General features: G+C 70.4%; 27 protein-coding genes and 4 tRNA genes. 24 read left to right on the top strand and 7 right to left on the bottom strand.

The window, feature by feature from the left end:
• Positions 1-5: 5 nt before the first annotated feature.
• Entirely contained in the window at positions 6-845 is an 840-nt protein-coding gene (locus tag EDF48_RS11085) for a DUF4397 domain-containing protein (protein ID WP_131879985.1), read from the bottom strand.
• Positions 846-1,084: 239 nt separating this feature from the next.
• Here EDF48_RS11085 and EDF48_RS11090 point away from each other — a divergent pair, with 239 nt between their 5' ends.
• From EDF48_RS11090 to csrA, 13 genes are all read left to right on the top strand, one after another.
• Entirely contained in the window at positions 1,085-1,366 is a 282-nt protein-coding gene (locus tag EDF48_RS11090; RefSeq protein ID WP_131879987.1) for a flagellar FlbD family protein, read from the top strand.
• A gap of 1 nt (position 1,367) precedes the next feature.
• Positions 1,368-2,192 (top strand): MotA/TolQ/ExbB proton channel family protein, encoded by an 825-nt coding sequence (locus EDF48_RS11095; protein WP_131879989.1) that lies wholly within the window; start codon positions 1,368-1,370, stop codon positions 2,190-2,192.
• 2 nt (positions 2,193-2,194) lie between these two features.
• Positions 2,195-3,124, top strand: coding sequence for a flagellar motor protein MotB (locus tag EDF48_RS11100; protein WP_131879991.1), 930 nt, complete (start codon positions 2,195-2,197; stop codon positions 3,122-3,124).
• Between the two features lie 88 nt (positions 3,125-3,212).
• Entirely contained in the window at positions 3,213-4,091 is an 879-nt protein-coding gene (locus EDF48_RS11105; protein WP_131879993.1) for a flagellar motor switch protein FliM, read from the top strand.
• Entirely contained in the window at positions 4,091-4,795 is a 705-nt protein-coding gene (gene fliN / locus EDF48_RS11110; RefSeq protein ID WP_123292757.1) for a flagellar motor switch protein FliN, read from the top strand. Before EDF48_RS11105 ends, fliN begins: the two co-directional genes overlap by 1 nt.
• A 7-nt stretch (positions 4,796-4,802) precedes the next feature.
• Complete coding sequence (locus EDF48_RS11115) at positions 4,803-5,330, top strand: flagellar biosynthetic protein FliO (RefSeq protein ID WP_123938086.1); 528 nt, start codon at positions 4,803-4,805, stop codon at positions 5,328-5,330.
• Positions 5,331-5,398: 68 nt separating this feature from the next.
• On the top strand, positions 5,399-6,145 hold the full coding sequence (gene fliP / locus EDF48_RS11120; protein WP_243698096.1) for a flagellar type III secretion system pore protein FliP: 747 nt from the start codon (positions 5,399-5,401) through the stop codon (positions 6,143-6,145).
• A gap of 9 nt (positions 6,146-6,154) precedes the next feature.
• Positions 6,155-6,430, top strand: coding sequence for a flagellar biosynthesis protein FliQ (fliQ, locus tag EDF48_RS11125; protein WP_111084131.1), 276 nt, complete (start codon positions 6,155-6,157; stop codon positions 6,428-6,430).
• A complete protein-coding gene (locus EDF48_RS11130) occupies positions 6,430-7,188 on the top strand; it encodes a flagellar biosynthetic protein FliR (protein WP_131879997.1) in 759 nt (252 codons plus the stop codon). Before fliQ ends, EDF48_RS11130 begins: the two co-directional genes overlap by 1 nt.
• Positions 7,189-7,194: 6 nt before the next feature.
• Positions 7,195-8,388 (top strand): EscU/YscU/HrcU family type III secretion system export apparatus switch protein, encoded by a 1,194-nt coding sequence (locus EDF48_RS11135; RefSeq protein ID WP_123292761.1) that lies wholly within the window; start codon positions 7,195-7,197, stop codon positions 8,386-8,388.
• A complete protein-coding gene (locus EDF48_RS11140) occupies positions 8,385-10,439 on the top strand; it encodes a flagellar biosynthesis protein FlhA (RefSeq protein ID WP_123292762.1) in 2,055 nt (684 codons plus the stop codon). The genes EDF48_RS11135 and EDF48_RS11140 overlap by 4 nt, the downstream gene beginning before the upstream one ends.
• A complete protein-coding gene (locus tag EDF48_RS11145) occupies positions 10,414-11,346 on the top strand; it encodes a hypothetical protein (protein WP_131879999.1) in 933 nt (310 codons plus the stop codon). The genes EDF48_RS11140 and EDF48_RS11145 overlap by 26 nt, the downstream gene beginning before the upstream one ends.
• 4 nt (positions 11,347-11,350) lie before the next feature.
• Entirely contained in the window at positions 11,351-11,620 is a 270-nt protein-coding gene (csrA, locus tag EDF48_RS11150; RefSeq protein ID WP_111084126.1) for a carbon storage regulator CsrA, read from the top strand.
• Positions 11,621-11,733: 113 nt separating this feature from the next.
• Here csrA and EDF48_RS11155 read toward each other — a convergent pair whose 3' ends face one another.
• Positions 11,734-13,707: an acyl-CoA dehydrogenase gene (locus EDF48_RS11155; protein WP_228505749.1), complete on the bottom strand. Its 1,974-nt coding sequence runs from the start codon at positions 13,705-13,707 to the stop codon at positions 11,734-11,736.
• 377 nt (positions 13,708-14,084) lie between these two features.
• Between EDF48_RS11155 and EDF48_RS11160 the strand changes: the two genes are divergently transcribed.
• On the top strand, positions 14,085-15,548 hold the full coding sequence (locus EDF48_RS11160; RefSeq protein ID WP_131880003.1) for a peptide MFS transporter: 1,464 nt from the start codon (positions 14,085-14,087) through the stop codon (positions 15,546-15,548).
• Positions 15,549-15,729: 181 nt separating this feature from the next.
• Here the strand turns inward: EDF48_RS11160 and EDF48_RS11165 are convergent, their stop codons facing one another.
• From EDF48_RS11165 to EDF48_RS11185, 5 genes are all read right to left on the bottom strand, one after another.
• A complete protein-coding gene (locus EDF48_RS11165) occupies positions 15,730-16,056 on the bottom strand; it encodes a hypothetical protein (RefSeq protein ID WP_131880005.1) in 327 nt (108 codons plus the stop codon).
• A gap of 336 nt (positions 16,057-16,392) precedes the next feature.
• Positions 16,393-19,758: an SbcC/MukB-like Walker B domain-containing protein gene (locus EDF48_RS11170; RefSeq protein WP_131880007.1), complete on the bottom strand. Its 3,366-nt coding sequence runs from the start codon at positions 19,756-19,758 to the stop codon at positions 16,393-16,395.
• The gene (locus EDF48_RS11175) at positions 19,755-20,543 is read right to left on the bottom strand and encodes a DUF4194 domain-containing protein (RefSeq protein WP_131880009.1); all 789 of its coding nucleotides are present in this window, start codon (positions 20,541-20,543) and stop codon (positions 19,755-19,757) included. The genes EDF48_RS11170 and EDF48_RS11175 overlap by 4 nt, the downstream gene beginning before the upstream one ends.
• On the bottom strand, positions 20,540-22,069 hold the full coding sequence (locus EDF48_RS11180) for a DUF3375 family protein (protein ID WP_131880011.1): 1,530 nt from the start codon (positions 22,067-22,069) through the stop codon (positions 20,540-20,542). The genes EDF48_RS11175 and EDF48_RS11180 overlap by 4 nt, the downstream gene beginning before the upstream one ends.
• A gap of 100 nt (positions 22,070-22,169) precedes the next feature.
• A tRNA-Val gene (locus tag EDF48_RS11185) sits at positions 22,170-22,242 on the bottom strand.
• 215 nt (positions 22,243-22,457) lie between these two features.
• On the opposite strand from EDF48_RS11185, the gene EDF48_RS11190 reads away from it, so the two are divergent.
• From EDF48_RS11190 to EDF48_RS11230, 10 genes are all read left to right on the top strand, one after another.
• Positions 22,458-22,529 (top strand) — tRNA-Gly (locus EDF48_RS11190).
• An 82-nt stretch (positions 22,530-22,611) separates the two neighbouring features.
• Positions 22,612-22,685, top strand: a tRNA-Cys gene (locus tag EDF48_RS11195).
• A 48-nt stretch (positions 22,686-22,733) separates the two neighbouring features.
• A tRNA-Val gene (locus tag EDF48_RS11200) sits at positions 22,734-22,808 on the top strand.
• Between the two features lie 174 nt (positions 22,809-22,982).
• Complete coding sequence (locus EDF48_RS11205; protein WP_131880013.1) at positions 22,983-23,507, top strand: hypothetical protein; 525 nt, start codon at positions 22,983-22,985, stop codon at positions 23,505-23,507.
• A 232-nt stretch (positions 23,508-23,739) separates the two neighbouring features.
• Positions 23,740-23,916, top strand: a complete 177-nt coding sequence (locus EDF48_RS19115) for a hypothetical protein (protein ID WP_165900977.1) — start codon at positions 23,740-23,742, stop codon at positions 23,914-23,916.
• A gap of 97 nt (positions 23,917-24,013) precedes the next feature.
• On the top strand, positions 24,014-24,613 hold the full coding sequence (locus EDF48_RS11210; protein ID WP_131880015.1) for a hypothetical protein: 600 nt from the start codon (positions 24,014-24,016) through the stop codon (positions 24,611-24,613).
• 80 nt (positions 24,614-24,693) lie between these two features.
• Positions 24,694-24,873: a hypothetical protein gene (locus EDF48_RS11215; RefSeq protein WP_131880017.1), complete on the top strand. Its 180-nt coding sequence runs from the start codon at positions 24,694-24,696 to the stop codon at positions 24,871-24,873.
• Positions 24,874-25,157: 284 nt separating this feature from the next.
• Entirely contained in the window at positions 25,158-25,580 is a 423-nt protein-coding gene (locus tag EDF48_RS11220) for a hypothetical protein (protein ID WP_131880019.1), read from the top strand.
• A gap of 166 nt (positions 25,581-25,746) precedes the next feature.
• A complete protein-coding gene (locus tag EDF48_RS11225) occupies positions 25,747-26,031 on the top strand; it encodes a hypothetical protein (RefSeq protein ID WP_123655005.1) in 285 nt (94 codons plus the stop codon).
• A gap of 48 nt (positions 26,032-26,079) precedes the next feature.
• Entirely contained in the window at positions 26,080-26,679 is a 600-nt protein-coding gene (locus EDF48_RS11230; protein ID WP_131880021.1) for a hypothetical protein, read from the top strand.
• Positions 26,680-26,750: the final 71 nt, after the last annotated feature.

The following is a 26,750-nucleotide window of genomic DNA, read 5'->3' on the forward strand; positions in this document are numbered from 1 at the left end:
CACGTTCAGCGGCGGGCCGCTGCGGTGCGTCGACGGAGCAGCACGGCACCGATCGCGGCGGCTGCGGCCAGGGCCGCTGCAGCACCACCGACGAGCGGCAGGGAGTCCTGACCGTTCGTGGCCACCAGACCCGCGTTGCCGGCGGGGACACCGTTCGGCGTGCCACCGAGGTCCGAGATCGTCTGCGTGGCGAGCGCGAGGTTCGAGTCGTCCAGGCTGCCCCACGCGTACACGATGGTGTCGGCGCCGGCCGTGACCGCGACGTCTGCCGGGCCGATCACGGGGTCGGTCGTCCCGGTCGCGGCGACGGTCGCCGAGACCGTGCCGGCCGCCAGTTCCAGTGCCTGCTCGTCCGGGTTCGACAGGTTCGTGACGACGGCCTTCCCGCCGGCGAGGACGTCGACCGCGGGTGCGGCCGCGACGTGCCGGACGACGAGACGCCCCTGGCCGGCGGGCACGGCGGAGGTGTCGTTGGTGAACACCGTGGCGGTCGGTGATCCGTCCGCCGCGTCGTGTGCGACCGCGGTGTAGTTGCCGCCCGCGTCGAACGAGACGTCCGCCGGTCCGATGATCGGCTTCGACGCGTCGGCGGCGTCCGAGGCGGTGATGGCGAGTTGGTGTGCACCTGCCGGCACCATCATCGGACCGGCGAGGGTGCCGGGAGTGAAGTCGTCGATCGCCCGCTTCCCGTCGAGGTACACGTCCACGGTGACGTCCGGGACGGCGTGGAGGACCGAGAGTGTCGCCTCACCGGTGGCGGCGGTCGCGGCGGTGGCGGGCAGTACGACCGCGGCGGCCGCGAACAGCACACCGGCGCTCAGGCCGGTGACGAGTGTCTTGCGCATGGCGTTCTCCTTCGGGCCGGTCCGGGCCGGAGCGGACGGCGTCGTCATCGACGTCGTACCCCCACTACCTGCCGTGGACCCCGATCGGATGCACCGGATCCGTGCGGATCAGCCGAGCCGCCGCCAGACCGCTGCTAACGCCCCGGCCCCACCCGCCGATAGACCTCCGTGCAGGCCCACGGACGGGCAGCATCCCGCCCCACGGACGGCGGCGGGACGATCGAGAACCAGGACGGGCCATGATCGTCGTCACACGACTCAACGGCAGCGCATTCGCTGTCAACCCCGACCTCGTGGAGCGCATCCACGAGACGCCGGACACGACGCTCATCATGGTCGACGGGGCGAAGTACATCGTCCGCGAGTCCATGGCCGACGTCATCGACCTGATCGCCGCGTACCGCGCCCGCATCGTCGGCATGGCCTACGGCACCGACCTGCCGACCGCGCGGAACGCCACCGGCCCCCAGCCGACGCTCGCCGCGGTCGCCCCCCTCCGCACGCAGGACGGGGGACGCTGACGTGGACATCGCGACGATCATCGGGATCCTGCTCGCCTTCGGCGCCCTGTTCGGCATGGTCGAGATGGAGCACGTCGAGCTCGCCGGGCTGTTCCTGCCCGCGCCGATGCTGCTCGTGTTCGGTGCGACCATCGGCTGCGGCATCGCGAGCACCACGCTGAAGGACGCCATCGCGAGCTTCAAGGCCGTCCCGAAGGCGTTCACCGGCAAGGTCACGCCGCCGCAGTCGGTCATCGATGACGTCGTGGGCCTGGCGGAGACGGCTCGGTCGAACGGTCTGCTCGCCCTCGAGCAGGAGGCCGACAAGCACGACGACCCGTTCATGAAGAAGGCGCTGCAGAACATCGCGGACGGCACCGACGGCGACGAGCTGCGGATCCTGCTCGAGGACGAGATCGAGTCGAACGCGGCCCCCACGCGCAGTGCGAGTGCGTTCTTCATGGGACTCGGCGGCTTCGCCCCGACGGTCGGCATCATCGGCACCGTCGTGTCCCTGACCCACGTGCTCGCGAACCTCGGCAAGCCCGACGAGCTCGGTCCCCTCATCGCGAGCGCGTTCGTCGCGACCCTGTGGGGCCTGCTCACCGCGAACTTCATGTGGCTGCCGATCGGCGGCAAGCTCCGGAAGCTCGCACAGCTCGAGTCGGACCGCCAGACGCTCCTGATGGAGGGGCTGCTCGCGGTCCAGGCCGGCAGCCAGCCCCGCCTGCTCGGTGAACGCCTCAAGGCGATGGTGCCGCCGGCAGCGCGCACCGACACCTCGAAGGGCAAGGCCGGCAAGAACAAGCAAGACGCCGACGCCGACGACCAACAGCTGGCGGCCTGACGATGAGCGCCAACCCCCGTGGCCGTGGCCGCGGTCGTGCGAAGAAGGGCCACGACGAGGCCGAGCACCCCGACGAGCGCTGGATGGCGTCGTACATGGACATGATCACGGTGCTGATGTGCATGTTCCTGGTGCTGTTCGCCATGTCGACGGTCGACCAGGAGAAGTACATCGCCCTGAAGAACTCCCTGGCGACCGGCTTCGGCGAGGTGAAGTCGCAGAAGGTCGACACCGCCAGCGGCACGGTGGTGACGAAGGACCAGGTGGAGGACGGTTCCGGGTACTCCACCGACAAGTCGCAGGCCGACCACTCGACGGCGTCGTCCGGCACGAAGGACACCAACGTCGACCCCGCGTCGACCGTCGTGCCGGTGACCGCGACGAAGCAGGACCTCGCCGACGCCCAGAAGGAGCTCGACGACCTCACCGCGATCGAGCAGGCGATCAAGCAGAACCTCGCGAAGGCCGGCCAGACCGCGAACGTGCAGTTCACCGTCGACGCCCGCGGCCTGATCGTCCGCCTCGTCGGCAGTGAGACCTACTTCGGCACGAACAGCGCGGACCTGTCCGAGCAGGCGAAGTCGATCATGGACGCGATCGCACCGGTCCTGAAGACGAGCCACCACGACGTCAGCGTCGAGGGGCACGCCGACCAGCGGAACTCGACGGCACCGTACGCCACCAACTGGGAGCTCAGCGCGGCCCGGGCGACGGGGGTGCTGCGCGACCTGGTCGAGCGTGGCGGGATGCCGGGCGACCACGTGCAGAGCGTCGGCTTCGGGTCGAGCCGGCCGCTCGCGAAGGGCGGGACCGACCAGGACCTCGCCCTGAACCGACGGGTCGACATCGTGGTCCTGTCGAACGCCGACCAGGACGTCAGCGCGCTGATGCCGGCACTGGCGAAGGCGCAGGACGGAGCACGCCAGGGCTGACGCACGATCGACGGGGCTGGAGACCCCGCATCCCCAGTACGGGGTACAGCACTGACGGGTGCCGCACAGGCGACCGATAGACGCACCCGTGACCGAGACCCTGCCAGCGCCCGAGGTGTACGACTTCGCGCGCCCGTCGACGCTCGCCCGCGAGCACGCCCGGGTCCTCGAGCTCGCGTTCGAGACCTTCGCGCGGCAGTGGGGCACGCAGCTCACCGCGAAGGTGCGCGCCGTGAGCCAGGTCACCTGCGAGCAGGTGCAGATGGTGACGTACGACGAGTACGCCGCCTCGCTGCCCGCGGTCACCGGCATGGTGCTGCTGCCGATCGCGGACGTCGCCCCGAAGGGCGTCCTGCAGGTCCCGCTCGACGCCGCGCTGACCTGGGTCTCGCACGCGCTCGGCGCCTCGAAGCCGCTGCCGACCCCGGAGCGCACCTTCACGCCCATCGAGCAGGCCCTCGTGCGCAAGATCGTCGAGGACGCCCTCGACGACCTCCGCTACTCGTTCGGCGGGTTGCTCGCGCACGACGTCACGGCTGGTGGCTTCCAGTTCAACTCGCAGTTCGCCCAGGCCGCCCAGAAGGGCGACCTGATGATCGTCGCGGCGTTCTCGATCCGCGTCGGCGACCGCGTCGCCCCCGGCACGCTCGCGTTGCCGGCCGAGGCCGTGCTGCCGCAGCTCGGTGAGGCCGCCGCCCACGTGTCGCCCGCTGACGCCCAGGCCCTGCTCGACGCGCAGCTCGCGGGCGTCCCCGTCGGCGTCAGCCTGCGCTTCGCCCCGGCGACGGTCCTGCCCACGCAGGTGCTCCGGCTCGCGGTCGGCGACGTCCTGCCGCTGCCGCACCCGCAGCACCGCCCCCTCACCATCGCGGTCGACGGTGAACCCGTCGGCACCGCCGCGGTCGGCGCGAACGGCTCGCGCCTCGCCGGCATCGTCGTCACCACCACGAGCACGGAGCAGCACTGATGACCGAAACGACCACCCTCCAGACCACCGCGGCCGAGTCGCTCGCGGCGCAGCTGCCGACGGCCGTCCCGCTGGGTGCGCTGCTGCTGCCGGGAGGCGCGACCCCGGTCGTGCTCGAAGCGGCGACCGACGCCGTGGTCGCGTCGTTCGTCGGCGGCCTGTCGGCCGATCTGGCCCTCGTGCTCACCGACCTCGAGGCCGTCATCGCTGCCGGCGGTACCGACCACGGGATCGTGGCCGTCACCGACGTGCTGCGTCCGTCGCTCGAGGCCGCCGCGTCCGTGCTCGGCGTCGGGGTCCTCGGTGAGGCGAGCCGCGAGTCGGCGGCCGCGCTGCTGGCCGACCCCGACACGGTGGTGTTCGAGCTGACCGCCGGTGGTGTCCCGAGCGGCTGGTTCGGCATCCGGGTGCGCGAGCACGGCACGGTCTCGGCCGCCGCACCCGTCGGGGTGCCCGCCGGCAACCTCGGCCGCATCAACAACGTCGAGATGACCCTGACCGTGGAGATCGGCCGCACCCGCATGTCGGTCCGCGACGTGCTCGGCATGGAGCCCGGCGCGGTCGTCGAACTCGACCGCAGCGCCGGTGCGCCCGCCGACGTCCTGCTGAACGGTCGCCTCATCGCGCACGGCGAGGTCGTCGTCGTCGACCAGGACTACGCCGTCCGGATCACCCGCATCCTCGACGTCGCCGAATCCCTCTGAGCCCCGCGTGGACACCCTCCTCATCACGCTCCGCGTCGCGCTGTCGCTCGGCGTCGTGCTCGCCCTCATGTGGGTGCTGCACCGTGCCAGCAAGAAGCGCTTCGCGGGCAAGACCTCCGGGCGCCGTGCGGCGACCGTCGAGGTCGTCGGTCGCCAGGGCCTCGGCGGCAAGGCGAGCGTCGTGGTGGTGGACGTCGAGGGGGAGCGCCTGGTGCTCGGGGTGTCGGAGCAGGGCGTCAGCCTGCTCACGAGCGGGCAGGCGCCCGCTCCGGAGCTCACCATCGTGACCGGACCCGTGCAGCTGCCCGTGCGTCCCGCCCCGTCGGCCGACGCGTTCGGTCAGGAACTGACACTGCAGACGGACGCAACCGAGAGCCTCCCGGCCGACGCGGCGACGCCGCTGCCGATGCGCCCGCGCAACCGTCGTCCGCAGCGCACCACGGTGCCGACCGCGCAGCAGCTCCAGGGCTCGATCCTGTCGGTCGACACCTGGCGGCAGGCGGCCGCCGCCCTGCGGAACCGGCGCGCCGGGTGACCGCGGTCCGCACCGGACGCACCGCCGCCCTCGTCCTGCTCGGGCTGGCGGTCGTCGCCGGCTTCCTCATGCTCACCGCGACCGGTGCCCACGCCGCCGGCGTCGTCGAACCGACCGCCCCCGCGACGCCGACCGCTCCCGCGAACGGCGACTTCAGCGTCAGCGTGAACGGCCCGGACGGCACCCCGTCGTCGGCCGTCGTGACGCTCATCGGCATCACGCTGCTCAGCGTCGCCCCGGCGCTCATGCTCATGATGACGTCGTTCACGAAGATCTTCGTCGTCCTCGCGATGACCCGGAACGCCCTGGGCCTGCAGTCGATCCCGCCGAACCAGGTGATCGCGGGCCTGGCGCTGTTCCTGTCGCTGTTCGTGATGGCGCCGGTGCTCGGGCACATCAACGACGACGCCCTGCAGCCCTACCTGGCCGGCCACCTCGACTTCAACCAGGCCGTCGAGATCGGCACGAAGCCGCTCCGGACCTTCATGCTGCACCAGACCCGCGACGAGGACCTCGCCCTGATCACCCGCGCCGCAGGGCTCGACAACCCGAAGTCGATGGCCGACGTGCCGATGACGACCGTCATCCCGGCGTTCATCATCTCGGAGCTCCGCAGCGCGTTCATCATCGGGTTCGTCATCTTCATCCCGTTCCTGGTGATCGACCTCGTCGTCTCGGCGGCACTCATGTCGATGGGCATGATGATGCTCCCGCCGGTCATGATCTCGCTGCCCTTCAAGATCCTGCTCTTCGTCCTGGTCGACGGCTGGGGCCTCATCATCACGTCGCTCATCGAGAGCTACCACGTTGTCTAGGGGGCACGCATGAACCAGCAGGCCGTCATCGACCTGGTCCTCCAGGCGCTCCTGGTCGCGGGCAAGCTCGCCGCTCCGGTGCTCGTCACGTCGCTCGTCGTAGGGTTCGCGATCTCGCTGTTCCAGTCCGTGACCCAGATCCAGGAGGTCACGCTCTCGTTCGTGCCGAAGGCGGTCGCCGTCGCGATCGCCCTGGTCGTCTGCGGCAACTGGATGATCTCGGAGATGGTGGCGTTCACGCACGTCGCCTTCGACATGATCCCGAAGCTCCTCGGCAGCGGCTGATGGAGCTCGCGATCAACGCCGACCGTCTGGAGGCGACCATGCTCGCCGGCGTCCGGCTCGTCGCGTTCTTCGTCATCGCGCCGCCGTTCTCGTACCGGGCGTTCCCCGGCACCGTGAAGGTGATCCTCGGGCTCGGCCTGGCGATCGGCGTCGCCCCCCGCGTCGCCGTCGGCTACGAGTCGCTCGACACCGGGCCCTTCCTGCTCGCGCTGCTCACCCAGCTCGTCGTCGGGTTGTCGCTCGGCTTCCTGGTGTTCCTGGTGTTCGCCGCGGTGCAGTCCGCCGGTGCGCTCATCGACCTGTTCGGCGGGTTCACGCTCGCGCAGGCGTTCGACCCGCAGTCGCAGGTCAACGGCGCCCAGTTCACCCGGCTGTTCCAGATGGCGGCGCTCGCGCTCCTGTTCACCTCGGGCGGGTACCAGCTCATCGTCGGTGGGCTCGTGCGCTCCTTCGATGCCGTGCCGCTCACCGGCAGCTTCGCGGTCGACGGTCTGGCCCACCTGCTCGTGGCGGCGATGTCGCAGATGTTCCTGGCGACGCTGCAGATCGCCGGCCCCCTGGTGGTCGTGCTGTTCCTGGCGGACGTCGGCCTCGGCCTGCTCACCCGTGTCGCACCGGCCCTCAACGCGTTCCAGATGGGGTTCCCGATCAAGATCGGGCTGACCGTCCTGTTCGCCGGAGCGCTCTTCATGGCCCTGCCCTCGGTGGTGTCGTCGCTGACCGGTGAAGCCGTCCAGGCGATCACGGGACGGGGGTGAGGCGCCGTGTCCGACAGTGGTGAGAAGTCCGAGAAGGCCACCCAGAAGCGCATGCAGGAGGTCCACCGGAAGGGCCAGCTCGGCCGGTCCCAGGACCTCGGTGCGTGGATCGGCATCGCCGTCGTCGCCCTCATGGTGCCGTCGATGATCGGCAACGCGGCGGCCGCCGGTACGGCACAGCTCGTCGCCGTGCAGTCCGTCATCGCGAACCCGACGATCGGCACCATGAACCACGTGTTCGGCGACGCGATGGCCAGCGTCGGCGCGACCCTCGGCCCGATGCTCGCGGTGGTGCTCGTCGCCGTCACCGCGGCCGCCGTCGCGCAGGGCGGGGTGCACATCCGCAAGCTCGCGCCCGAGGCGTCGCACTTCGACCCCATCGCGGGCCTCAAGCGCGTGTTCGGCGTCCAGGCGCTCTGGAACGGGGCGAAGGCGCTGCTGAAGACCACCGTCGTCGGCCTCGTGCTCTGGTTCGCCGTGCAGGGCCTGATGCCCGTGCTCATGACCAGCGGCTCGCTGCCGTTGTCCGCCGTGCTCGAGGCAGCAGCGGACGGCGCGGGCACCCTGCTCCGCGCCGCGATCGCCGCCGGGCTCGTCCTCGCCGCGATCGACGTGCTCGTGGTCATCCGGCGCAACCGCAAGCGCACCATGATGACCAAGCGCGAGGTCAAGGACGAGCAGAAGAAGAGCGACGGCGACCCGCTCGTCAAGGGTCAGCGCCGCTCCCGCCAGCTCGCGATGAGCCGCAACCGGATGATCCAGGCGGTCGGCACCGCGGACGTCGTCATGACGAACCCGACCCACTACGCCGTCGCGCTCAAGTACGAGCCGGGCAAGGCCGCACCGCGGGTGGTCGCGAAGGGCGCCGGGCCCGTCGCCGACGTCATCCGTGCCCGGGCGGAGGAGGACCGTGTGCCGATCGTGCGCGACGTCCCGCTCACCCGAGCGCTGCACGCCGCGTGCGAGCTCGGGCACGAGATCCCCGTCGACCTGTACACGCCGGTCGCCCGGGTGCTGTCGTTCGTGATGGCTCTGAAGGCCCGCGGCGCCGCTGCCGGCACCCACGCACCGCCGAGGCCGACCACGCCCGACGAGGTGGCGAGCGTCATCGACCCGGCCACGCTGACCGGTGACCTCCGCCCCCGCAAACTCCGCGCACCGCGCATCGCCGAGACCCCGACCGAAGGACTCCCCGCATGAACCGCAAGGACCTGCCGAAGCTCGTCGTCCCGGTGTTCATCGTCGGCATCATCCTGCTGCTGATCCTGCCGGTGCCGTCGTTCCTGCTCGACTTCCTGATCATCATCAACATCCTGCTGGCGCTGGTGATCCTGCTCACGACGCTGTTCGTGAAGAAGCCGCTCGACTTCTCGGTGTTCCCGTCGCTGCTGCTCGTCGCAACACTGTTCCGCCTCGGCCTGAACGTGGCGTCGACCCGGCTCGTGCTCGGCGAGGGCTTCGCCGGCGACGTCATCCAGGCGTTCGGCCACGTCGCCGTGTCCGGGTCGATCATCATCGGCGCGGTGATCTTCCTGATCCTCATCGTCATCCAGTTCGTCGTCGTGACGAAGGGTGCCGAGCGCGTCGCCGAGGTCGGGGCACGGTTCACCCTCGACGCCATGCCCGGCAAGCAGATGGCGATCGACGCCGACCTGAACGCGGGGCTCATCACCGACCAGCAGGCGAAGGACCGCCGCGCCGCGGTCTCCGCCGAGGCGGACTTCTACGGCGCGATGGACGGCGCCTCGAAGTTCGTCAAGGGCGACGCGATCGCCGGCATCCTGATCATCATCATCAACCTGATCGGCGGCATCGCGATCGGCATGCTGCAGAACGGGCTGTCCGCCACCGACGCCCTGTCGAAGTACGGCATCCTGACGATCGGCGACGGCCTCGTCACGCAGATCCCGGCCCTGCTCATGGCGGTCTCCACCGGCATGATCGTCACGCGCTCCGGCGCGGAGTCCGAGATGGGTGCCTCGGCCGCCACCCAGCTCTCGCAGTCGCGCAACGCCCTGATGATCGCCGGCGTCGCCGCCATCGCGATGGGGTTCATCCCCGGCATGCCGATCCTGCCCTTCCTGCTCGTCGGTGCGACCCTGCTGTTCACCGCGTGGCGCATCGGCCGGAACGCCGCGAACGCCGAGTCGGCCGCCGCCGAGCAGCAGGCCCTCGAAGCCGCCGCGCCCTCCGGCGACACCCCCGAGGACCTCATCGAGCAGATGCGCGTGCACGCCCTCGAGATCCTGCTGGCGCCCGACCTGGTCGACATGGTGTCCGGCGCCTCCGACGACCTGCTCGGCCGGGTCCGTGCCCTCCGTCGCAAGATCGCGGTCGACATGGGCATCGTCGTGCCGCCGGTCCGCACCCGCGACAGCATCGACCTGCCGCCGTCGACCTACGCCATCCGGATCGCCGGCGTCGAGGCCGGCCGCGGCACCGCCCCGGCCCGCAGCGTCCTGGCGCTCGGCGACCACCTGGACGGGCTGCCGGGCACCTCGACGGTCGAGCCCGTGTTCGGCCTGACCGGCAAGTGGGTGCCCGCCGAACTCCGGCACGCCGCCGAGATGACCGGCGCCACCGTGATCGACCGGGTGTCCGTGCTCGTCACGCACCTGCAGGCCGTCATCGGCGACAACGCCGCCCGCCTGCTCACCCGCGAGGACGTCAAGGTCCTGACCGAGGGCGTCAAGCAGGTCAACCCCGCCGCGGTCGAGGAACTCGTGCCGGGCATGCTCTCGATGGCCGAACTCCAGCGCGTGCTGCAGGGCCTGCTCGCCGAACGCGTGCCGATCAACGACCTCGGGCGGATCTGCGAGGCGCTGACCCTGCGCGCCAAGGCCTCCACCGACCCCGAGGGCCTGGTCGAGGCCGCCCGCGCCGCACTCGGCCCCGCCCTCGCCGCCCGCTACACCGACCAGGGAACCCTGCGCGTCATCATGATCGACCCGCTGCTCGAGCAGTCGATGCTCGAGGGCCTGCGACCGTCCGAGCAGGGCAGCCAGATCGTCCTCGACGCCCACCGCATCGAGCAGGTCCTGGGCTCCGTCCGCGATGCCGTGCGCAGCATCGAGGACCAGGGCCTGTCCGCCGTCCTGGTCTGCGCCCCGCAGCTCCGCCCGGCCGTGCACCGCATGGTCGCCGCCCAGTCGAACGGGCTCCCGGTGCTGTCGTACCAGGAGGCCACCGCCGCGGGCTCCACCATCGAGACCGTGGGAGTGGTCCGTGCCGCCGACCCGATTGCAGCGTAACGGCGCGACGCTCGACGAGGTCCGCGACGCCGTCCGGACCGAGTTCGGCGCGGGTGCACGGATCGTCGCCGCCGAGCGGGTCACCACGCCGGGCATCGGCGGGCTGTTCCGCAAGGCGCACGTCGAGGCGACCGTCGAGGTGCCGGAACCGGGGGAGACCCCGACCGCACGCGTCGTGATCGCCGACTCACCCGTCCAGCGGATCGGCATCGCGGCGCTGCTCGCCGACGCCGACGCCGCCGAGGCCCGCATCGCGCGCGGTGACGGCACCCAGGCGACGCGTGCCGACGCGTTCGCGTCGGTGCTCGACGGCTTCGTGGCGGACGGGATCACGGGGAGCGCCCCGCGCCCGACGCGCGCCCTGCCCGGAGCGGACGGGCCTGCGGACGTCGACCCGCGCCTCCAGGCCGTCACCGACACCCTGCCAGGAGGCCCGGCCACCGTCCCCGACGTCGCGCCCGGCCGGCGCGCGGCCCGGCCCACGGCGCCTGCCGTGCGGTCTGCTGTCCCGGCAGTGCGGTCTGCTGACGGTGACCTGGTCCTGCTGGTCGGCCGGGCGAACGACGTCGACGCGGCGGCCGGGCTGTTCGCCGTCCGGCACGCGCTGCGGCCGACGGACGCCGCGGACCGGCGGTCCGCCATCCTCGCCCGCGCCGACGGCGTGCGCGACGGCCACGCGGTGCTCGCCGTCGCCGCGTGGGACGACCGGGCGACCGGCGAAGGGATCGAGGCCGACCAGGTCTGGGTCGTCGTCGACGTCGGACGGAAGCCCGAGGACACCGCGGCCATGGTGTCCGCAGTCGCCGCACGGCTGCCGGTGGCCGGTGTCGTCGCGATCGGCGCGGCGGAGACCGCCACGCCGGAGTCCGTCGACCTGCTGGGGGTCCCCGTCCTGTCGCTAGGCTGAGCGGGTGCTGGTACTCACGCGGAAGGTCGGCGAGCGGATCCTCGTCGGTGACGACATCGTCATCACGGTCCTCGACGCCCGGGGCGACGGCGTCCGGATCGGCATCGACGCACCACGCGGGGTGAAGATCCAGCGTGAAGAGGTCGTGCGGGCGGTCGCCGAGGCGAACGCCGAGGCCGCTGCGGCTGCCGGCGCGACCGGTGCCTCCGGTGACGACGCCGAGGCGCGGCTGCGTGCCGCGCTCGGCGACCGCGGCGGGGCCGACCGGGCGTAGTCCGGGCCGGGCGCGGTCGTTGTCGCACCGTCGTCGGCGAGCGCGCCCCGTGGCGGGCATAGCGCCCCGACTCTTCGGGGCGCGATGACGCTGGCGGGGCGCGGGCCGGGCGGCTACGCGCGGGGCTTCTTCTCCTGTTCGGGGAGTCGTCCGGCTGCCGCCTCGGCGGCGAACCACGCACGGGCCTCGTCCTGGCGCGCCTGCTCCTCGCCGAGCGCGATCGGTGCCCGCACGTGGCCGGGCTCGTAGCCGAAGGTCTCGATGAGCTGCGGGACCACCGGACGGAGCCGCGCCACGAGCCGGTCGATCGACGCCGACACCGCACGGGCACGCTGCGCGCTCAGGCGGCCGTGCACCAGGTACCAGTCGAGGTGCTGCTCGAGCAGTCCCAGCGCGAACAGGTCGCGCAGCCACACGAGGACCCGGCGGGTGTCGCCCTCGGGGACCGCGTCGAGCCCCTCGGTGAAGGCGTCCCACTGCATGAGTTCCGCGTGGGCGCGCGCAGCCTCGATCAGCTCGTGCTGCGACCGGTTCAGGAGCACGGCCTGTCGGGCGCGGTCCTTGCCGGCGGTGTTCAGCCGGAGCCCGATCTCGGTGACCATGGTGTCCACGCGGCCGGCGAGCAGCGCGCGCTGCGTGGCGGGGTCGTGCAGGTCCGTGACGCTCGCGGCGAGCGACCCGCGGTCGGCGACGGTCTGGCCCAGCCGGCGGAGGCCCGAGGCGTCCGCGAGCTTCGCGCCCACCTGCGACGCGACGAACTTGGCGGTCGACGCGGCGTCGCGCGGCGCGCGCTTCCGGAAGTCGGTGAGCAAACGCTTGCCGACGAGCTGCAGCAGGACGGTGTTGTCGCCCTCGAACGTCACGTAGACGTCGAGGTCGGCGCGCAGGCTCGTCAGGCGGTTCTCGGCGAGGAAGCCGGCGCCGCCGCAGGCCTCGCGGCACTCCTGCAGGGTGTCGAGCGCGGACCACGTCGACAGTGACTTGAACGCGGCGGCCTGGGTCTCCAGGTCCTCGCGGCGCTCCGGGGTGTCGGCACGCCCGCTGAACACGTCGTCGAAGGTGCGGAGCAGCTGCTCGTGCGCGAACGACTGCGCGAACACCGTCGCCAGACGGGGGATGAGCCGGCGCTGGTGCCGGCCGTAGTCGAGCAGGACGCCCTCGACACCGCCCGCCGTCGGGAACTGCCGGCGCTGCATCGCGTACGTCAGCGCGATCTGCAGCCCGATCTTCTGGGCGACGACCGCGGCACCGTCGAGCGACACGCGGCCCTGCACCAGGGTGCCGAGCATCGTGAAGAAGCGGCGTCCGGGCGAGTCGATCGGCGAGCTGTAGGTGCCGTCCTCGGCGACGTCGCCGTAGCGGTTCAGCAGGTTCGTGCGGGGGACGCGGACGTGGTCGAAGTGCAGCCGGCCGTTGTCGATGCCGTTCAGGCCGCCCTTGACGCCGTCGTCCTCGCCGCCGACGCCCGGCAGGAACGCGCCGTCGTCGTCACGGAGCGGCACGTAGAACGCGTGCACGCCGTGGTCGACGCCCTGGGTGACGAGCTTCGCGAAGACGACGGCCGCCTTGCCGTGCAGGGCCGCGTTGCCGATGTAGTCCTTCCACGCCCCGCGGAACGGCGTGTGCACGACGAACTCCTGCGTGGCGGGGTCGTACGTGGCCGACGTGGCGATGTTCTGCACGTCCGAACCGTGGCCGGTCTCGGTCATGGCGAAGCAGCCGGGAACGTCGAACCCGATGATGCCGGGCAGGAACTCCTCGTGGTTCCGTGCGGTCCCGAGGTGGTGCACCGCGGAGCCGAACAGGCCCCACTGCACGCCGGCCTTGATCTGCAACGACGGGTCGGCGGTGGTGATCTCCTCGAACGCCGCCAGGTTGCCGCCGTGGTTGTCCTGACCGCCGAGCTCGGGCGGGTACGGGCGCTGGATGGCTCCGGCGTCGACCAGGATCTGCAGCTGCTCGAACGCGCGGGCACGGTGCTCGATGGTGCCGAGTCCCTCGGTCTTGTGCAGTGCGGGGTCGAGCACGAGGCGGCGGGAGATCCGGCGGTCCTCGGCCCAGCGGCCGAGCAGGAGGGTCTCGACCATGTCGACGTCGATGCGGATGTCGGTGGGCTTGCCCGCGTTGTCGCTCGTGTGCTTGCTCGTGTTCTCGCCCGATTCTTCGCTGGCGTTCGTGCCCGGGTCCACGCCGGCGTCGTGCTTCGCCGTGGGCGTGCCGGTGTGCTGCGCGGATGCGGTGTCGACCATGGTCGGAGTCCTCCTGAACTGCGGTGTCCGGTGTTGCGCTCCCCACGCTAGACACCACCGCCGGGAGCCGGCGGAACGCCGTGCGGGCCGCACAACGCTGCCCGGCACGGACCGACCACGATGGTGGGAACCCTCCAACTGCACGCGTCGATCGATTTGATGAGCACCCATCAACGATTGGGCGCGCCACCGGCCCGCGGGGCAGACTGGCCGACATGTCAGGCTCCACCACGGGACACGATCCCAAGCCCAAACGCACCTTCTTCGGACAGCCGTTCGAGCTGTCGACGCCCTTCGCGGTGGAGCTCTGGGAGCGCTTCTCGTTCTACGGCATGCAGGGCATCGTCCTGATCTACATGTACTACACGGTCACGCAGGGCGGCCTGGGGATCGACAAGGGCATCGCGACCGGGATCATGGGCGCGTACGGCGGCGCCGTGTACCTGTTCACGATCATCGGCGCGTGGATCGCCGACCGGCTGCTCGGTGCCGACCGCACACTGTTCGGCAGCGCGATCGTCGTCATGCTCGGCCACATCGCCCTGGCGCTCATCCCCGGGGTGGCCGGCGTGGGCGTCGGGCTCGTGCTCATCGCGCTCGGGTCCGGCGGACTCAAGGCGACCGCCACGACGATCGTCGGTGGGCTCTACAGCCGCGAAGACCCCCGCCGTGACGCCGGGTTCTCGCTGTACTACCTCGGCGTCAACCTCGGTGCGTTCTTCGGGCCGCTCCTGACCGGGCTGCTGCAGAGCTCGCTCGGCTTCCACTACGGCTTCGGGCTCGCCGCCGTCGGCATGGCAGCCGGCCTGGTCCAGTACGCCATCCGTCGGAAGAACCTGCCCGACACAGTCCGCCACGTCACGAACCCGGTCGATCGCCGACGCTTGCCGCTGATCGGCGTCGGGGTCGTCGTCGCCCTGGTCGTGATCGCGGTCGCCGTCCTGACCGGGCTGCTGAACGTCGGCAACCTGCCCACCGTGGTCGTCGCGATCGTGATCCTCGCGGCGATCGGGTACTTCGTCGTCATCCTGACGAGCGGCATCACGGCGCAGGAGCGCTCGCGGGTGTTCGCGTTCATCCCGCTCTTCATCGGCAGCGCCGTGTTCTGGTCGCTCTACCAGCAGCAGTTCACCGTCGTCACGGTGTACTCCGACGAGCGACTGAACCGCTCGCTCTTCGGGTGGGAGATGCCGGTCTCGTGGGTGCAGTCGATCAACCCGGTCTTCATCATCGTGCTGTCCGGGGTCTTCGCGGCGCTCTGGACCAAGCTCGGCGACCGCCAGCCGTCGACCCCGACGAAGTTCGGCCTGGGCACCGGCATCATGGGCGTCGCGTTCCTGCTGTTCCTGCCCTTCGTCGGCTCGGGCCAGAACGGCACGCCGCTGCTCGCCCTGGTCGGCATCCTGCTCGTCTTCACGCTCGCCGAGCTGCTGCTGTCACCCGTCGGGCAGTCCGTCGCCACGAAGCTCGCGCCGCCGAAGTTCCAGACGCAGATGGTCGCGCTGTTCTTCCTGTCCGTGTCGCTCGGCACCGCCGTCACCGGGGTGCTGTCGCAGTACTACGACCCGGCGAACGAGGCGCCGTACTTCGCCGTGCTCGGTCTCGTCGCCGTCGCGGTCGGCGTGGTCCTGCTCGTCCTGGCCAAGCCGGTCCTGAAGCTCATGCGCGGTATCCGCTGATCCGTCGCGGCATCCGCTAACCTGAGGGAAGCCACACGGCCGAAGCAACCAAGGAGTCACCCCATGCTCGAACTCATCGCCGGCATCATCATCGGCATCGGCGTCCTCGGTGGTGTGGGCTGCTGCATGGCGGTCGCCGCCATGATGAAGAGCGGCTCCGAAGAGTACTGAGCCCGCTGGGCTACTCGCCGCTGCCGGTCGTGATCGGCACCAACTGACGACTCAGGACGGTCGCGCGCTCGAAGGGGCCGCGGCCGTCCTTCGTGTACACGGGCTCCTCGAACGCGACGGTCCACGACAGCGGTTCGCCGACGCCGGGGTAGCCGACGATCTGGTTGCCACCGGGAGCCACGATCACACCGATCGGCTCGTCGGCCCACCGCTCGCCGCCCTCCGCGGAGTCGATGACCTGCACGAGCGCACCGATGCCGAGGCCGGGGGCGTCGTCGGGGCGGGGCTTGGGGGAGCGGCGTCCGAACACGCCCTCACCGTAGCGGCGAGTGGTCAAGGAACGTCTGTGCGGCGCCTGTCGACACGCTGACGAAGCACCCGCCGGGTGGCCACGACATCCCGTCGGCCGTGCTCCGATTGGTCGCAGGCCGTCGGCGGCGGCGCCGCCAGGCGACGCATCGTGACCAGTGCGCGAAGGTGAGCGGGGTGTTGCGACCGGCGGACGAGCGGCCGGGACGCCCGTGGCGGGCCCGCACCGCGCCTCCAGGCCGCCGTCGGCCGTTCCCACAGCGTGTGCCGGGTGGTCAGGACACCCCGCCGGAAGCGCGTCGAGTGGTCACCAACTGTCGACAGCGCCGCCGCCATCCGACAGTTCGTGACCTCTCGGCAAGCGTCAGGCGTCGGCGGGGACCCGGGCGATCTCGGTGATGGACGAGTGACCGGTCTTGGGGTGCTTGCGCATCGAGAGCAGCCGCTCCATCGAGGGCTCGAGCGCCGTGACCTTGTCGAGCGGCGCACTCACCACCAGCTGGAACCCGAGCCGCAGCCACGCGGTGACCGCACGACCGGCGAACTCCGAGTCCGCCTTGATGAACGCCTCGTCGAGGAACACCGGGGCGAACCGCGGCCGGGGCCGGGTCTCGTCGCCGAGCTGGTAGCGGAGCGCCGCACCGACGATGAACGCCACGAGCTCCTGCGTCTCACCACCGGACTTGTCACCGAGCGACGAGTACACACCGAGGTCGTTGCCCGACGTGTCGTAGCGGACCGCCGTGATCTCCATGTGCCGCCGGACGTCGAGCACGGCGTCGCGCTGCGTGGTGCGGCCACGGGCGGCGTCCGGGTCGGGGCGGATGACGGCCATGAAGCGCCGGAGCCGACGGAACCGGGTCTCGAGCACGTCGTCGGTCAGCTCGGCGTCGACCGAGGCGGACAGGGCGCGGAGCTCGCGGCGGAACGCGGTGACGTCCTCGCGGGTGACCCGCCGGATCTGGATCTTCAGACGGTCGCGGTTGGCGCCGAACGGCAGGTCCCGCAGGATCTCGTTGACCGGTTCGAGGCGCTCCTCGATCTCGACGACGGCCCGGTCGAAGGCCCCGGCGAGCGGCACGAGGTCCTCGCCGCTCCACTGCGACAGCCGCCGACGCCACTCGGTGCGGCGGGCGTGCAGGCCGGTCGCGACGATCTGGTCGAGGATGGCGTGGTAGTCCGGGTACGACGCGACGCCGGTGCCGAGGTTCGGGTCCGGCCAGGCGTCCTGGTAGCGCTGGAACGTGAGCGTCAACGACGTCGAGGCCGCTGCGGCACCGTCGAGTGCCTGCGACAGCCGCTCCTCGAGGCGTCGCCGGAGCCGTCGGGTCGCGTCGTCGAAACCGTCCACACCGTCCGGTGCCCCGACCTCGGCGAACGTCTCGGCGAGGAGTCGCGACTGCTCGTCGTCGGGCAACGACTCGGGGGTGTCGTCGAAACGCGACAGGATCTCGGCGGCGGCGTCCTGGCCGTCCACGAGCACGGCGTGCCGCTCCTCGAGGCGCTGCACGGAGAGCCGTGCGGCGGAGCGGCGGTCGGCGGTCTCGTCGAGCGACTTCCGCAGGCGGGCGACCGAGGCGCGCAGGGTCCGGAGGCCGTCGTCGGCGGCGAGGAGCGCCTGGCGTTCCTCGTCGAGGCGGGCGAGCGAGGTCTCGACGCCCTGGACGTCGATGGCGTCCCACGTCACGTCGACCACGTGCTGGTGCGCGGCGCGGAGGACGTCGAGCGCGGTGAGGTCCTGCGCGACGTCGGTGCGACGGGCCTCGAGCGTGGCGAGGTCCTGCGCGATCGACGCGAGCTCCTGCTCGACGGCGGCGACGCGGGCCTCGTTCGTGAAGCCGATGACGTTCGCCTGGCGGCGGTCACCGTGCGCACCACGTCGGCCGTCGCGGAGCTGCCCGGACTCGGTCACGCGTCGGCCACCACCACCGAGCTCCGAGGCGTCGGTGACGCAGCGGGCGTCGGTGCGGTCCGACTCGATCCGCTCCCGCACCCAGGTGCTGAACGGCGAGTGCTTGATCGCGAGCTTGCCGGAGACCATCGCGGGATCGCCGTCGAGGTCCAGGTGCGGTCCGGTCGGCACGCCCTCGAACTGCACGCGGACAGGCAGGCGGAGTGCGTCGATCGCCTCACTGAACGCACCGAGGCGGTCCTGGTCGACCAGCAGGGTGCGGGCGACGGGGGCCAGCACGGACTCGATCGCCGTGCGCCAGCGCTCCTCGCCGGGCTGCACGTCGAGCAGTTCGGCGACGAACGGCAGGTCGGCGGGGTCGATGCCGGCGGCCCGGGCCATCGCGAGCCGGGCCTCGTGCATCGGCAGGGGCATCGCGCCCTGACGGTGCTCGAGCGACTGCCGCTCCTGCCGCAGCGAGCGCTCCCGGTCGAGCAGCGGGTACTCCTCGCGCGTCAGGGCGTCGCGGCGGTCGTCCAACGACGAGCGCGAAGCAGCGTAGGAACCGAGGAACTCGTGCGAGCTGCGCTGCGCGGCAGTGAAGTCGGCCTCGGTCGCGACGGACGTGCCGAGCACCGCTGTGCGTTCGTCGAAGGTCGCCCGGGTCCGGACCACCGCGTCGCGCTCACGGGTGAGTCGCTCGATGCGGTCCTCGAGCTGGGCGAGCGCGTTGCCGCCCTGGTCGCGGAGCCGCGCCTCGGCGTCACGCAGCTCGATCTCCACTGCGGCGTGCCGGGCCTCGGCGGCGGCGACCTCGGCGCGGGAGGCGGTGCGCTCCCGGCCGTTGCGGTCCACCTCGGCGTCGAGCAGGTCCCGCTTCCGCGAGGCCGTCCAGTGCGCGAACGGGGAGACCTCGGCGCCGGTGGCGATGCCGTCCAGGGCCTCGGCCGCGGCCTTCGACCGTTCGATCTCGTCGTGCAGGTCGGTGATGGGGGAGAGGATGCGGACCTTGCGCTCCTCGGTGTCCATCGCCTCGTACGCCTCGTCGAGCGCGGAGAAGTGCGCGAGGGCGCGGTCGGCGGCCTCGTAGGTGCCCGGGGTCTCGAGCACGAGCGACTTGTACAGCGCGTCGACCGTCGGCAGGTGCTGCCCGGCCTGGATGCGTGCGAGCAGGCGCATCGCCCGGTTCCCGCCGCCGGAGTCGCCGATGCCGAGCCGGGTCTGCAGCGTGTACGCGAGCTCCTGGTAGGTGTCGCGGATCACGAGCCCGGGCACACGACCGGTCAGCTCGAGGTGGTGGAAGCGCGTCGGCACGAACTCCTCGAGCCGACGCAGGTCGAAGGTGTCGTCGACCGTCGCCATGGTCATCTGGATGTCGCCGACGCCACGCGCGCGCTTCGGCACGATGTACGCCCGCAGCACCGTGAAGCGCCGCTCGTCGTCGTTCCGGAACGTGACCGCGGCCGCGCCCCAGGTGGTCTGGTCGTCGCCGCGCAGGTTGACGTCGCGCAGGGCACCGGACTCGGGGTCACGGCGGGTGTCGACCTTGCCCCGCAGGTACGTGAGCAGGTTGCGCTGGTCGGCGCTGCGCGCGCGACCCGTCGTGGCGTCGTTCGAGGCGCCGTTGAACGGCACGTCGGACGGCATCATCACGGCCAGGTACGCGTCCATCAGCGTGGACTTGCCTGTGCCGGACGCGCCGGAGATGAGGGTCGCGGTGCCGGACAGCTCGACCTGCCGGTGGCCGTGGAACCCGCCCCAGTTCACGACCTGCATCGACTCGGCGCGCCACTGCGCGACCGTGTCGAACAGCGCGGGGATCTGGAAGGTGTCGGTCATGCTTCCGTCTCGCCGTCGTCATCGGTGTCGGTCTCGGCTTCGCCGTCTGCCGGGAGGCCCGGGTCGGCTCCGTCGGTCGGCTCGCCACCCGGCGTGGCCGGGTCCTCCTGCGCGGTGGTGGTCCGCAGCCACGTGTCCAGTTCCAGCAGGCGCTCCAGGGGGAGCAGCACCTCGACGACGCTCGCCACCCGGAAACGGTCCGGGTCCGAGGTGCGGATCAGGATGCGCGCCGTGACGAGGCGTTCGACGGCCTTCGCCACCCGGCCCTCGTCGCGCGTGCGGTCGGTCGCGGTCGCCGGTCGGAACCCGGCGACGTGCCCGAGGATCTCCGCGCGGTCGACGACGACCTGGTCCGGACCCGGTCGGGCGTCGGCGCGCAGGCGCATCCGCAGGTAGACGAGGACGATCGTCTCCTCGCGGGTGTACGGCAGGTCGCGCAGCAACGTGGGGAACGTGCGGCGCTGGCTCTCCGAGCGGGCCTGGCGCTTCCACGCGACCTCGCGGTCACGGTCGACGTGCAGCTCGAGGAACAGGTCGTTCAGACGCGACCGCAACTGGTACTCGGCGTCGAGCACCGCACGCCACTCGTCGGGGTGCGTCCGGGAGCTGACGTACGAGTGCCGGAGCAGCGCCACCAGCGCGCGGCGCTGGTGCTCGTCGAGCCGGCCCTCGTCGCCCTCGAAGAGGGCGAAGCTGGACTCGTCGCGTTCGTCGTCCTGCACGACCGTTGCGGGGTCGTCGTACGGGACGGTCTCGTCGACCGGTGCCGGCGTCGTGTCGCTCACCGTGCCTCCTGTGCGTTGTCGTCGTGGGGATCGCCGACCGGCGCGTGCTCGGCAGCGAGCGTAGCGGTGGGCATGTGGAAGGTGACCGGGCTGCCGTCCGGGCGCACCGTGCGGTGCTCGGCGACGTGCGCGGCGGACTCGAAGTCGTCGCGTCCCGTGAGCAGGTGGGCGAGGCCGAAGAGCTCCACCGGTCGACGTTGCTCTGGCGGTAGCCCGTGGAAGGCGTCGACGCTCGAGTCGGCCTCGGCGAACCGGAGCGCGGCACGCAGCTCGGTCAGGAGCGGGCCGCCGTGCTTGCGGAGCATCTCGACGTCGAGGTCCTCGAAGACGTCGTCGTCGGGTTCCTCGATGGGTGGCGGCACCGACTCGGCGTCCGGGTCGTAGAAGCGCTCGCGCAGGGTGCCGACCTCGGCCGACGCCGGCAGCAGGGGGAGCGGGATGCGGTCGCGCGCACCGCCCTGGTCCATCAGCGTCGCCAGGCCGCGGTTGATCGAGCGGATCACGGCGTCGAGCTCACGGTCGCGGACCACGTCGTGGGCGACGATCTGGTCGCGCAGGGTCGCGGTGAGCTGACGCCGCTGGGCGAGGACGTCCTCGATGCCCTGGCGGAGGATCGTCACGGTGTTGCGGAACGCGCGACGCTCACCGGCTCCGAGGCCGTCGGCGAACGAGTGGGACAGGATCGTCGCGATGTCGTCGCGCAGGCGGAGCAGCAGGGCGTCGTCGCGCAGCAGCTCGAAGGCGCCCTCGAACGCGCGGCCCTCGGGCGTCGCCTGCATCAGGTTGTCGGTGCGCGCGAGGTAGTCGTCGAGGATCTCGCCGATCGGGCGGACCTCTTGTCGGAAGTCCTCGACGATCGAGCGGTGCATCGTCGCGACGGCCTCTTCGACGCGCTTGAAGTCGCTCGGCAGCTGCCGGATCAGGTCGGAGATGTTCGTGTACCCGTCGCGCATCCGGTCGTCCTCGACGGTGACGACGTCGTCGCCGTGCTCGAGGCGCTCACGCTCGGCCCGCAGTTCGGCGATCTGGGCGTCGATGCGGCGGATCTGCACGTCGGGGTCCGGCTCCGCGCGGGCGGCCCAGCGGTGCACGGCGTCGACGATCATCGCGAGGCGGCTCTCGCTGATCAGTGCGCGGTCGGCCGACAGGGCGTCGACGAGGCTCAGGGCCTCGAGCGCGTGACTCGTCAGGGAGTACTGCTCGTCGCCGTCGGGGGAGTTGGAGCGGACCAGCCACTGTGCCGCCACCCATTCACGGCAGAGGGCACGGCCGTTCGGTCGGGGGTCCTGCTCGCTCTGCTCGTGCTGTTCGCTCGCGGGCACACGTGCACCCGATGCCTGCAGGCGGGCGACGTGCTCCTCGACCTGCAGGTGCATGCGGTCGGCGGGGACGTACTGGACGTCGCGGTCGAACACCGTGCGGAACACGGCGAGGACCGTCGCGCTCGTCGGGCGGGACATGAGGCGCAGGGTCGGACGGTCGAGGACCGCTCGGACCCGGGCGAACTCGAGGTCGACGTCGGTCATGCGCCCCTTCGTCCGATCGTGCTGGTGGTGTCGCCCGCGTACTGCGGCCGGGTGAGATGACAAGAGCCCGACGCTGCTGCGTCGGGCTCTGTCTCAAGGGTGGGCGATACCAGACTCGAACTGATGACCTCTTCGGTGTGAACGAAGCGCGCTACCAACTGCGCCAATCGCCCCCTGCACTGTTCGTGCGAGTCGATAGTAGCGGAAGTCCGGCGGTGCATCGAACACGGCGCGCGCCCCGGGTGTGGCGCGCGGTCTGCGAGGGGTGCTGAACCGGCCGGATCCGCATGAACTCGGGGGACACGCCCGGTGAACGGGAAGGATTTTGGTGGATGCCCCTGGGTTCGTATAGAGTTTACGTCGTCGCCGCGACAGCGGAAAGACAAGTGCGGATGTGGCGCAGTGGTAGCGCATCACCTTGCCAAGGTGAGGGTCGCGAGTTCGAATCTCGTCATCCGCTCGAGTGTGGGGCTTCTCGAAGTCCCACGACTCACCAGAGGGTATCCCACCGTTCGGGTACTCACGGAGACGTGAACCTCGATGGTGGGGTGGCCGAGAGGCTAGGCAGCGGCCTGCAAAGCCGTCCACGCGGGTTCGAATCCCGTCCCCACCTCCAGCAACACCCTCCAGATCCTGTACGAACCCCGGTTCAGACAGGGAATCTGGGCGATTGGCGCAGCGGTAGCGCGCTTCCCTGACACGGAAGAGGTCACTGGTTCGATCCCAGTATCGCCCACCACCGAGAAGCCCCCGGCAGGACCATCAGGTCCGGCCGGGGGTTTTTGTGTTCCTGCGGCCACGTCCTCTGGTTCACGCAGGACACTCGGCACCGAGCTGGCACGTTCTGCTGTCCCACCGCATCGGAACCGCGCTGTCCCTCCGCGCGTCGCTCTCGCCCGATAGCCTCCTCCGCGTGAGCCTCTCCGACTTCGACGTCGAGCCCGTAACCGGGTCGCGCTCCGGGGCGGTCTTGCTCGGAATCGCGAGCGCAATCGCCGGAGTTCTCGCGATCATCGGGTGGCCGTTGCCTGTCATCTCGTCGACACATGGCCGAGGTCAGCATGCTTGGGCACGGACCATCCGTGGAGTCCAAAACTGGTTCGCACACGACGGCTGGCGGATGTCCGGAGCATCGTGGATCTACGGTGCTTTCGCGGTCGTCGCCGCGGCCACCGTGGTCGTTCTGCTTCATCCTGCTTGGAGCGGCCGCCGCGCCTTGCTCATCGTCGTCGTGCCGGCCGGAGCGTTACTCGTGCTGGGCCCTGCTCTGCAATGGGCTCTCGGGCTGCCCTGGTCAAACTACGGAAGCGAGTCGACCGGCGACACGGCCATTGGCATCATCGCGACGGTTGTGTGCGGCGCCGTGCTCATGGGCTTCCGTCGGGCAACGAGGCGTAGGGCCCGACGTGACAGAGATCAGGGGACGCGCACTCACTGACCTGGTGAGCCAGCGGACGGCCTCCCGAGGGGCCGCGGTACCGCCTGGCCACCATGCGCCGTCGGCGCGAAGACCAGAACGGTCGCAAGAAGGGACCCAGGGCTGACGTCGCTGTACTCGTCGCAGGTATGGGCAGCTTCGCTCGGTGTCGTCGTTCTAAATACAACTGAATGCCCGACCGGGGTCCCGGAGGCCGATCCGCTACTGGGACGGTCGGAGGTACGGTGACCCCATGAACCGTTCGAACGCCCTGTGGCTCATGTTCGCGCTGCTCGGCGTGGTGTTCCTTGGAGCCACAGCCGCTTTGTTCGCGCACGAATCATCGAGGCCGTTCGGATGGATCACCCTCATCAGCGCCATCGTCATCATGGCGAGCGCCTGGTTGGGCTACAGACGTTCCAGGCTGTGAAAAAGGGGGTGCCGTGCGTTTAGATAGCCGATCCGCTACCGGGACGGCTTTGGCCGGCACATCAGCTTTCTCGGCAGCGATACGTGAGGATGGCGGCATGGACCTTGAAGTCGAGCGCGCCAACCGCGTCGTGCAACTTCGTCGGGCCCTCCAAGCAGCTCAGCCCGGATCGGTCGCGAGCGTCAGAGGCTCACTTGCGGAAGGGACTGCGGATGCGTGGAGCGACATCGACCTTTCGTGGCGGGTGAGCGACGGCGACGACGCACTCAACGCCCTGCCGCACACACTCAAGGCGGCGGGGCAGGTCGAGTCACTTCGGCTCGACCCCGAACTCGGTCCGGATCGTCGTCTGGTGTTCGTACGGTTCAGAAACTGGTCTCTGTTCCAGCGGGTGGACCTCGAGGTGGTCGGTTCGTTGCGCAGCGGGCGCGCACCTTGGGATTGTGGATGGTCACGGGCAGAGAGCGCCTTGATGAACGCGGTCGCTGCCGTGAAAGCGTCACATCGAGAGCGCGGTGACATCGACGGGCTGGTCCAGCGAGGGCTGGAGCGGGTGGAGGCCACTGATCCTGGCGGGGCGTTGACGGACCGGTTGTTCGTCCTCATCGACGCTGCGGTCGCCGCCGACCCTACTCAGACAGGTCTGGCACAACGGGTCCATAGAGAAGTGCTCGCCCTCGGCAGAGCGAATAGCTGATCTTCGCCGTTCGAATGTGGATCCTTTAACGGAGCATCGCTTTGCTTGCGCCCGCGGTTGGTCGCACTTACGCTGCCCGCATGTGGTGGTGGATCGGAACCGGCTTGGTCTTGGCGGTGCTTCTCGTGCTGTGGTTCGTCATGCACCGCTACACGAACTTTGGCTCTCGGGCGGCGAAGTTCGAGGGAACTGACCCCGAAGTCGCGGAGGGCCTTCGGCAGGCCGAGGCTGACATCGCGCGGGGGCGCGTGTACTTCTGATGCTCTCAAGGACCAGCGAGCCCACGGCCGTCCGGAAGCCGATCCCGTTCCGGGCAGAAGCAAGTCGACCAGGCGGCGTTCGTCGAGCCGACCGGCTTACCGGCACCATGTCGAACCGCCCCGCACGGCGTTACTAGCTAGGTTGATTGCAATTCGGTACTGCCGACGTGGCGAGCGGGAGGGATGACAATGGGTGCTGGAGTGCTCCGTTGGGTGCCGTGGGTGGGCGTCCGGCTGATCGTCGCAGCCATCGTCTATGCGGTCGTCTCGCCGTGGCGGAAACTGTGAACGAGGTAGTGCAGTTCCCCCGGGCGACGAAGTATCTCCTTTCTGGACTGCTCTCGTTCCTGATCATCGGCGCCGCCCTCCTCGCCGCGTTCGCTGACCCTCGGATGTTGGTGCTGGTGGCGTTCCTGGTCTTGCTCTGGTGGCGGCTCTTCGCTCTGAAGGTCGTGTTCGCTTCGGACGAGCTCGTCCTCATTGGCCTGGTGTCTGTCCGACGGGTACCGCGGATGAACGTGCTCCGGGTTGAGGAGGGGGCCGTCGTCGTTACGAGCAAGCAGGGTCATGATCGCCGCATCACGATCCCGATCGCTATGGGTGCCTCCAAGATCACTGACTACTCGCCTGATGCACGGGTGAAGCAACGCATCGACGCCGCATACCGAACGTGGCTCGCGGCGCCGGCGACGCCCGCATCGGCCTGAACGCGACCCGCCCCATCGACCGCCGGAAGCCGTGCAGCTGTCGAATGCGCCCGGTGAACGACAAGCTAACGGGCAGGTGCGAGGAGCTCCTGAACGAGCATCCGCCTGGTCTTCTACCGGCGGTCGGGCTTCTGATAACTCATGGATCGCGGGGTAGCGTACCCGCATGACGTCCTGGTGGGATCGCACCGATCCAACTGACCGCCCGGAACTCACGAACCGCGCCCCCGCGGGGCTCCTCGCATCATGGTGGAACGTCATTGCGGGGGCCGCGTTGCTCGTCGGCTTGCCGGTGATCGTGCTCAGCGGCGGCTTCAGCCCAGCGCGCATCGCTTTCGCTCTGTTCGGCCTGGCGGTGATGGTGGCGATCGAGCTCGTCTTCTTACGGAAACTTCTTCAGCGGATTGCAGGCAGGCGAGCCCTTCGAGCGGAGTGCGCCGACGAGGAGTGAGCGCGATGCCCGATGGCCGATCGCCAGGCGGGCACATATGGTGGCGGCATGCGCCGACGCTACGACCCATCCGTGGACCGATGGGCACCATTGTCTGTGGCGGGCGTGCGAGACGTCATCGCTGGTGGCCCAGCGTGGCTCTCCGGTGGGTTCGGCCTCGATGCCCTCCTCGGGTACACATCACGCGCGCATGGCGATATCGACGTGAGCATCGTCGATGAGGACTTCCCCGCCCTCGCCGCGGCATTGCCCGGTTGGATGCAGCTCTTCGCCGCGCAGTCAGGGCAGCTCGCGCCGATCGACGAAGCCGTCGACACGGAACCGCTGGACAACATCTGGTGTCTCGACGAACGAACGGGACTCTGGTGCTTGCAGATCAATCGAGAGGCCGGCGACAGCGACAGGTGGCTCTACCGCCGAGTTCCGGCGGTCCAGCGCCTGTGGTCCGCGGCCGTCCTCGACGTCGAGGGATTACGGGTCGTCGCGCCCGAGGTGCAACTGCTCTGGAAATCCGCCGACCCGTCCGCGAAAGACGAATCGGACCGAGCAGCAGTGACACCGTTGCTCGACGACGAGGCGCGTCAGTGGCTCCACGAGGCGATCACACGGGCGCACCCTGGATCAGCATGGGCCAACGCGTTCCGTTGACGTCTCGATCGCCGATCGTCGATCCGAAAGAACCCGCAAAGTCTGATCTGTCGGCTGGCTGACCTCCATAT

The organism is Curtobacterium sp. PhB191 (genome assembly GCF_004346515.1).
In the GTDB taxonomy this organism is placed as follows: domain Bacteria; phylum Actinomycetota; class Actinomycetes; order Actinomycetales; family Microbacteriaceae; genus Curtobacterium.

Excerpts from the sequence above, each read along its gene's own strand:
- EDF48_RS11085 (WP_131879985.1), bottom strand. The coding sequence starts at position 845 with ATGCGCAAGACACTCGTCACCGGCCTGAGCGCCGGTGTGCTGTTCGCG.
- EDF48_RS11090 (WP_131879987.1), top strand. The coding sequence starts at position 1,085 with ATGATCGTCGTCACACGACTCAACGGCAGCGCATTCGCTGTCAACCCC.
- EDF48_RS11100 (WP_131879991.1), top strand. The coding sequence starts at position 2,195 with ATGAGCGCCAACCCCCGTGGCCGTGGCCGCGGTCGTGCGAAGAAGGGC.
- fliN (WP_123292757.1), top strand. The coding sequence starts at position 4,091 with ATGACCGAAACGACCACCCTCCAGACCACCGCGGCCGAGTCGCTCGCG.
- fliP (WP_243698096.1), top strand. The coding sequence starts at position 5,399 with ATGCTCACCGCGACCGGTGCCCACGCCGCCGGCGTCGTCGAACCGACC.
- fliQ (WP_111084131.1), top strand. The coding sequence starts at position 6,155 with ATGAACCAGCAGGCCGTCATCGACCTGGTCCTCCAGGCGCTCCTGGTC.
- EDF48_RS11130 (WP_131879997.1), top strand. The coding sequence starts at position 6,430 with ATGGAGCTCGCGATCAACGCCGACCGTCTGGAGGCGACCATGCTCGCC.
- EDF48_RS11140 (WP_123292762.1), top strand. The coding sequence starts at position 8,385 with ATGAACCGCAAGGACCTGCCGAAGCTCGTCGTCCCGGTGTTCATCGTC.
- EDF48_RS11155 (WP_228505749.1), bottom strand. The coding sequence starts at position 13,707 with ATGGTCGAGACCCTCCTGCTCGGCCGCTGGGCCGAGGACCGCCGGATC.
- EDF48_RS11160 (WP_131880003.1), top strand. The coding sequence starts at position 14,085 with ATGTCAGGCTCCACCACGGGACACGATCCCAAGCCCAAACGCACCTTC.
- EDF48_RS11170 (WP_131880007.1), bottom strand. The coding sequence starts at position 19,758 with ATGACCGACACCTTCCAGATCCCCGCGCTGTTCGACACGGTCGCGCAG.
- EDF48_RS11180 (WP_131880011.1), bottom strand. The coding sequence starts at position 22,069 with ATGACCGACGTCGACCTCGAGTTCGCCCGGGTCCGAGCGGTCCTCGAC.
- EDF48_RS19115 (WP_165900977.1), top strand. The coding sequence starts at position 23,740 with ATGAACCGTTCGAACGCCCTGTGGCTCATGTTCGCGCTGCTCGGCGTG.
- EDF48_RS11210 (WP_131880015.1), top strand. The coding sequence starts at position 24,014 with ATGGACCTTGAAGTCGAGCGCGCCAACCGCGTCGTGCAACTTCGTCGG.
- EDF48_RS11215 (WP_131880017.1), top strand. The coding sequence starts at position 24,694 with ATGTGGTGGTGGATCGGAACCGGCTTGGTCTTGGCGGTGCTTCTCGTG.
- EDF48_RS11225 (WP_123655005.1), top strand. The coding sequence starts at position 25,747 with ATGACGTCCTGGTGGGATCGCACCGATCCAACTGACCGCCCGGAACTC.
- EDF48_RS11230 (WP_131880021.1), top strand. The coding sequence starts at position 26,080 with ATGCGCCGACGCTACGACCCATCCGTGGACCGATGGGCACCATTGTCT.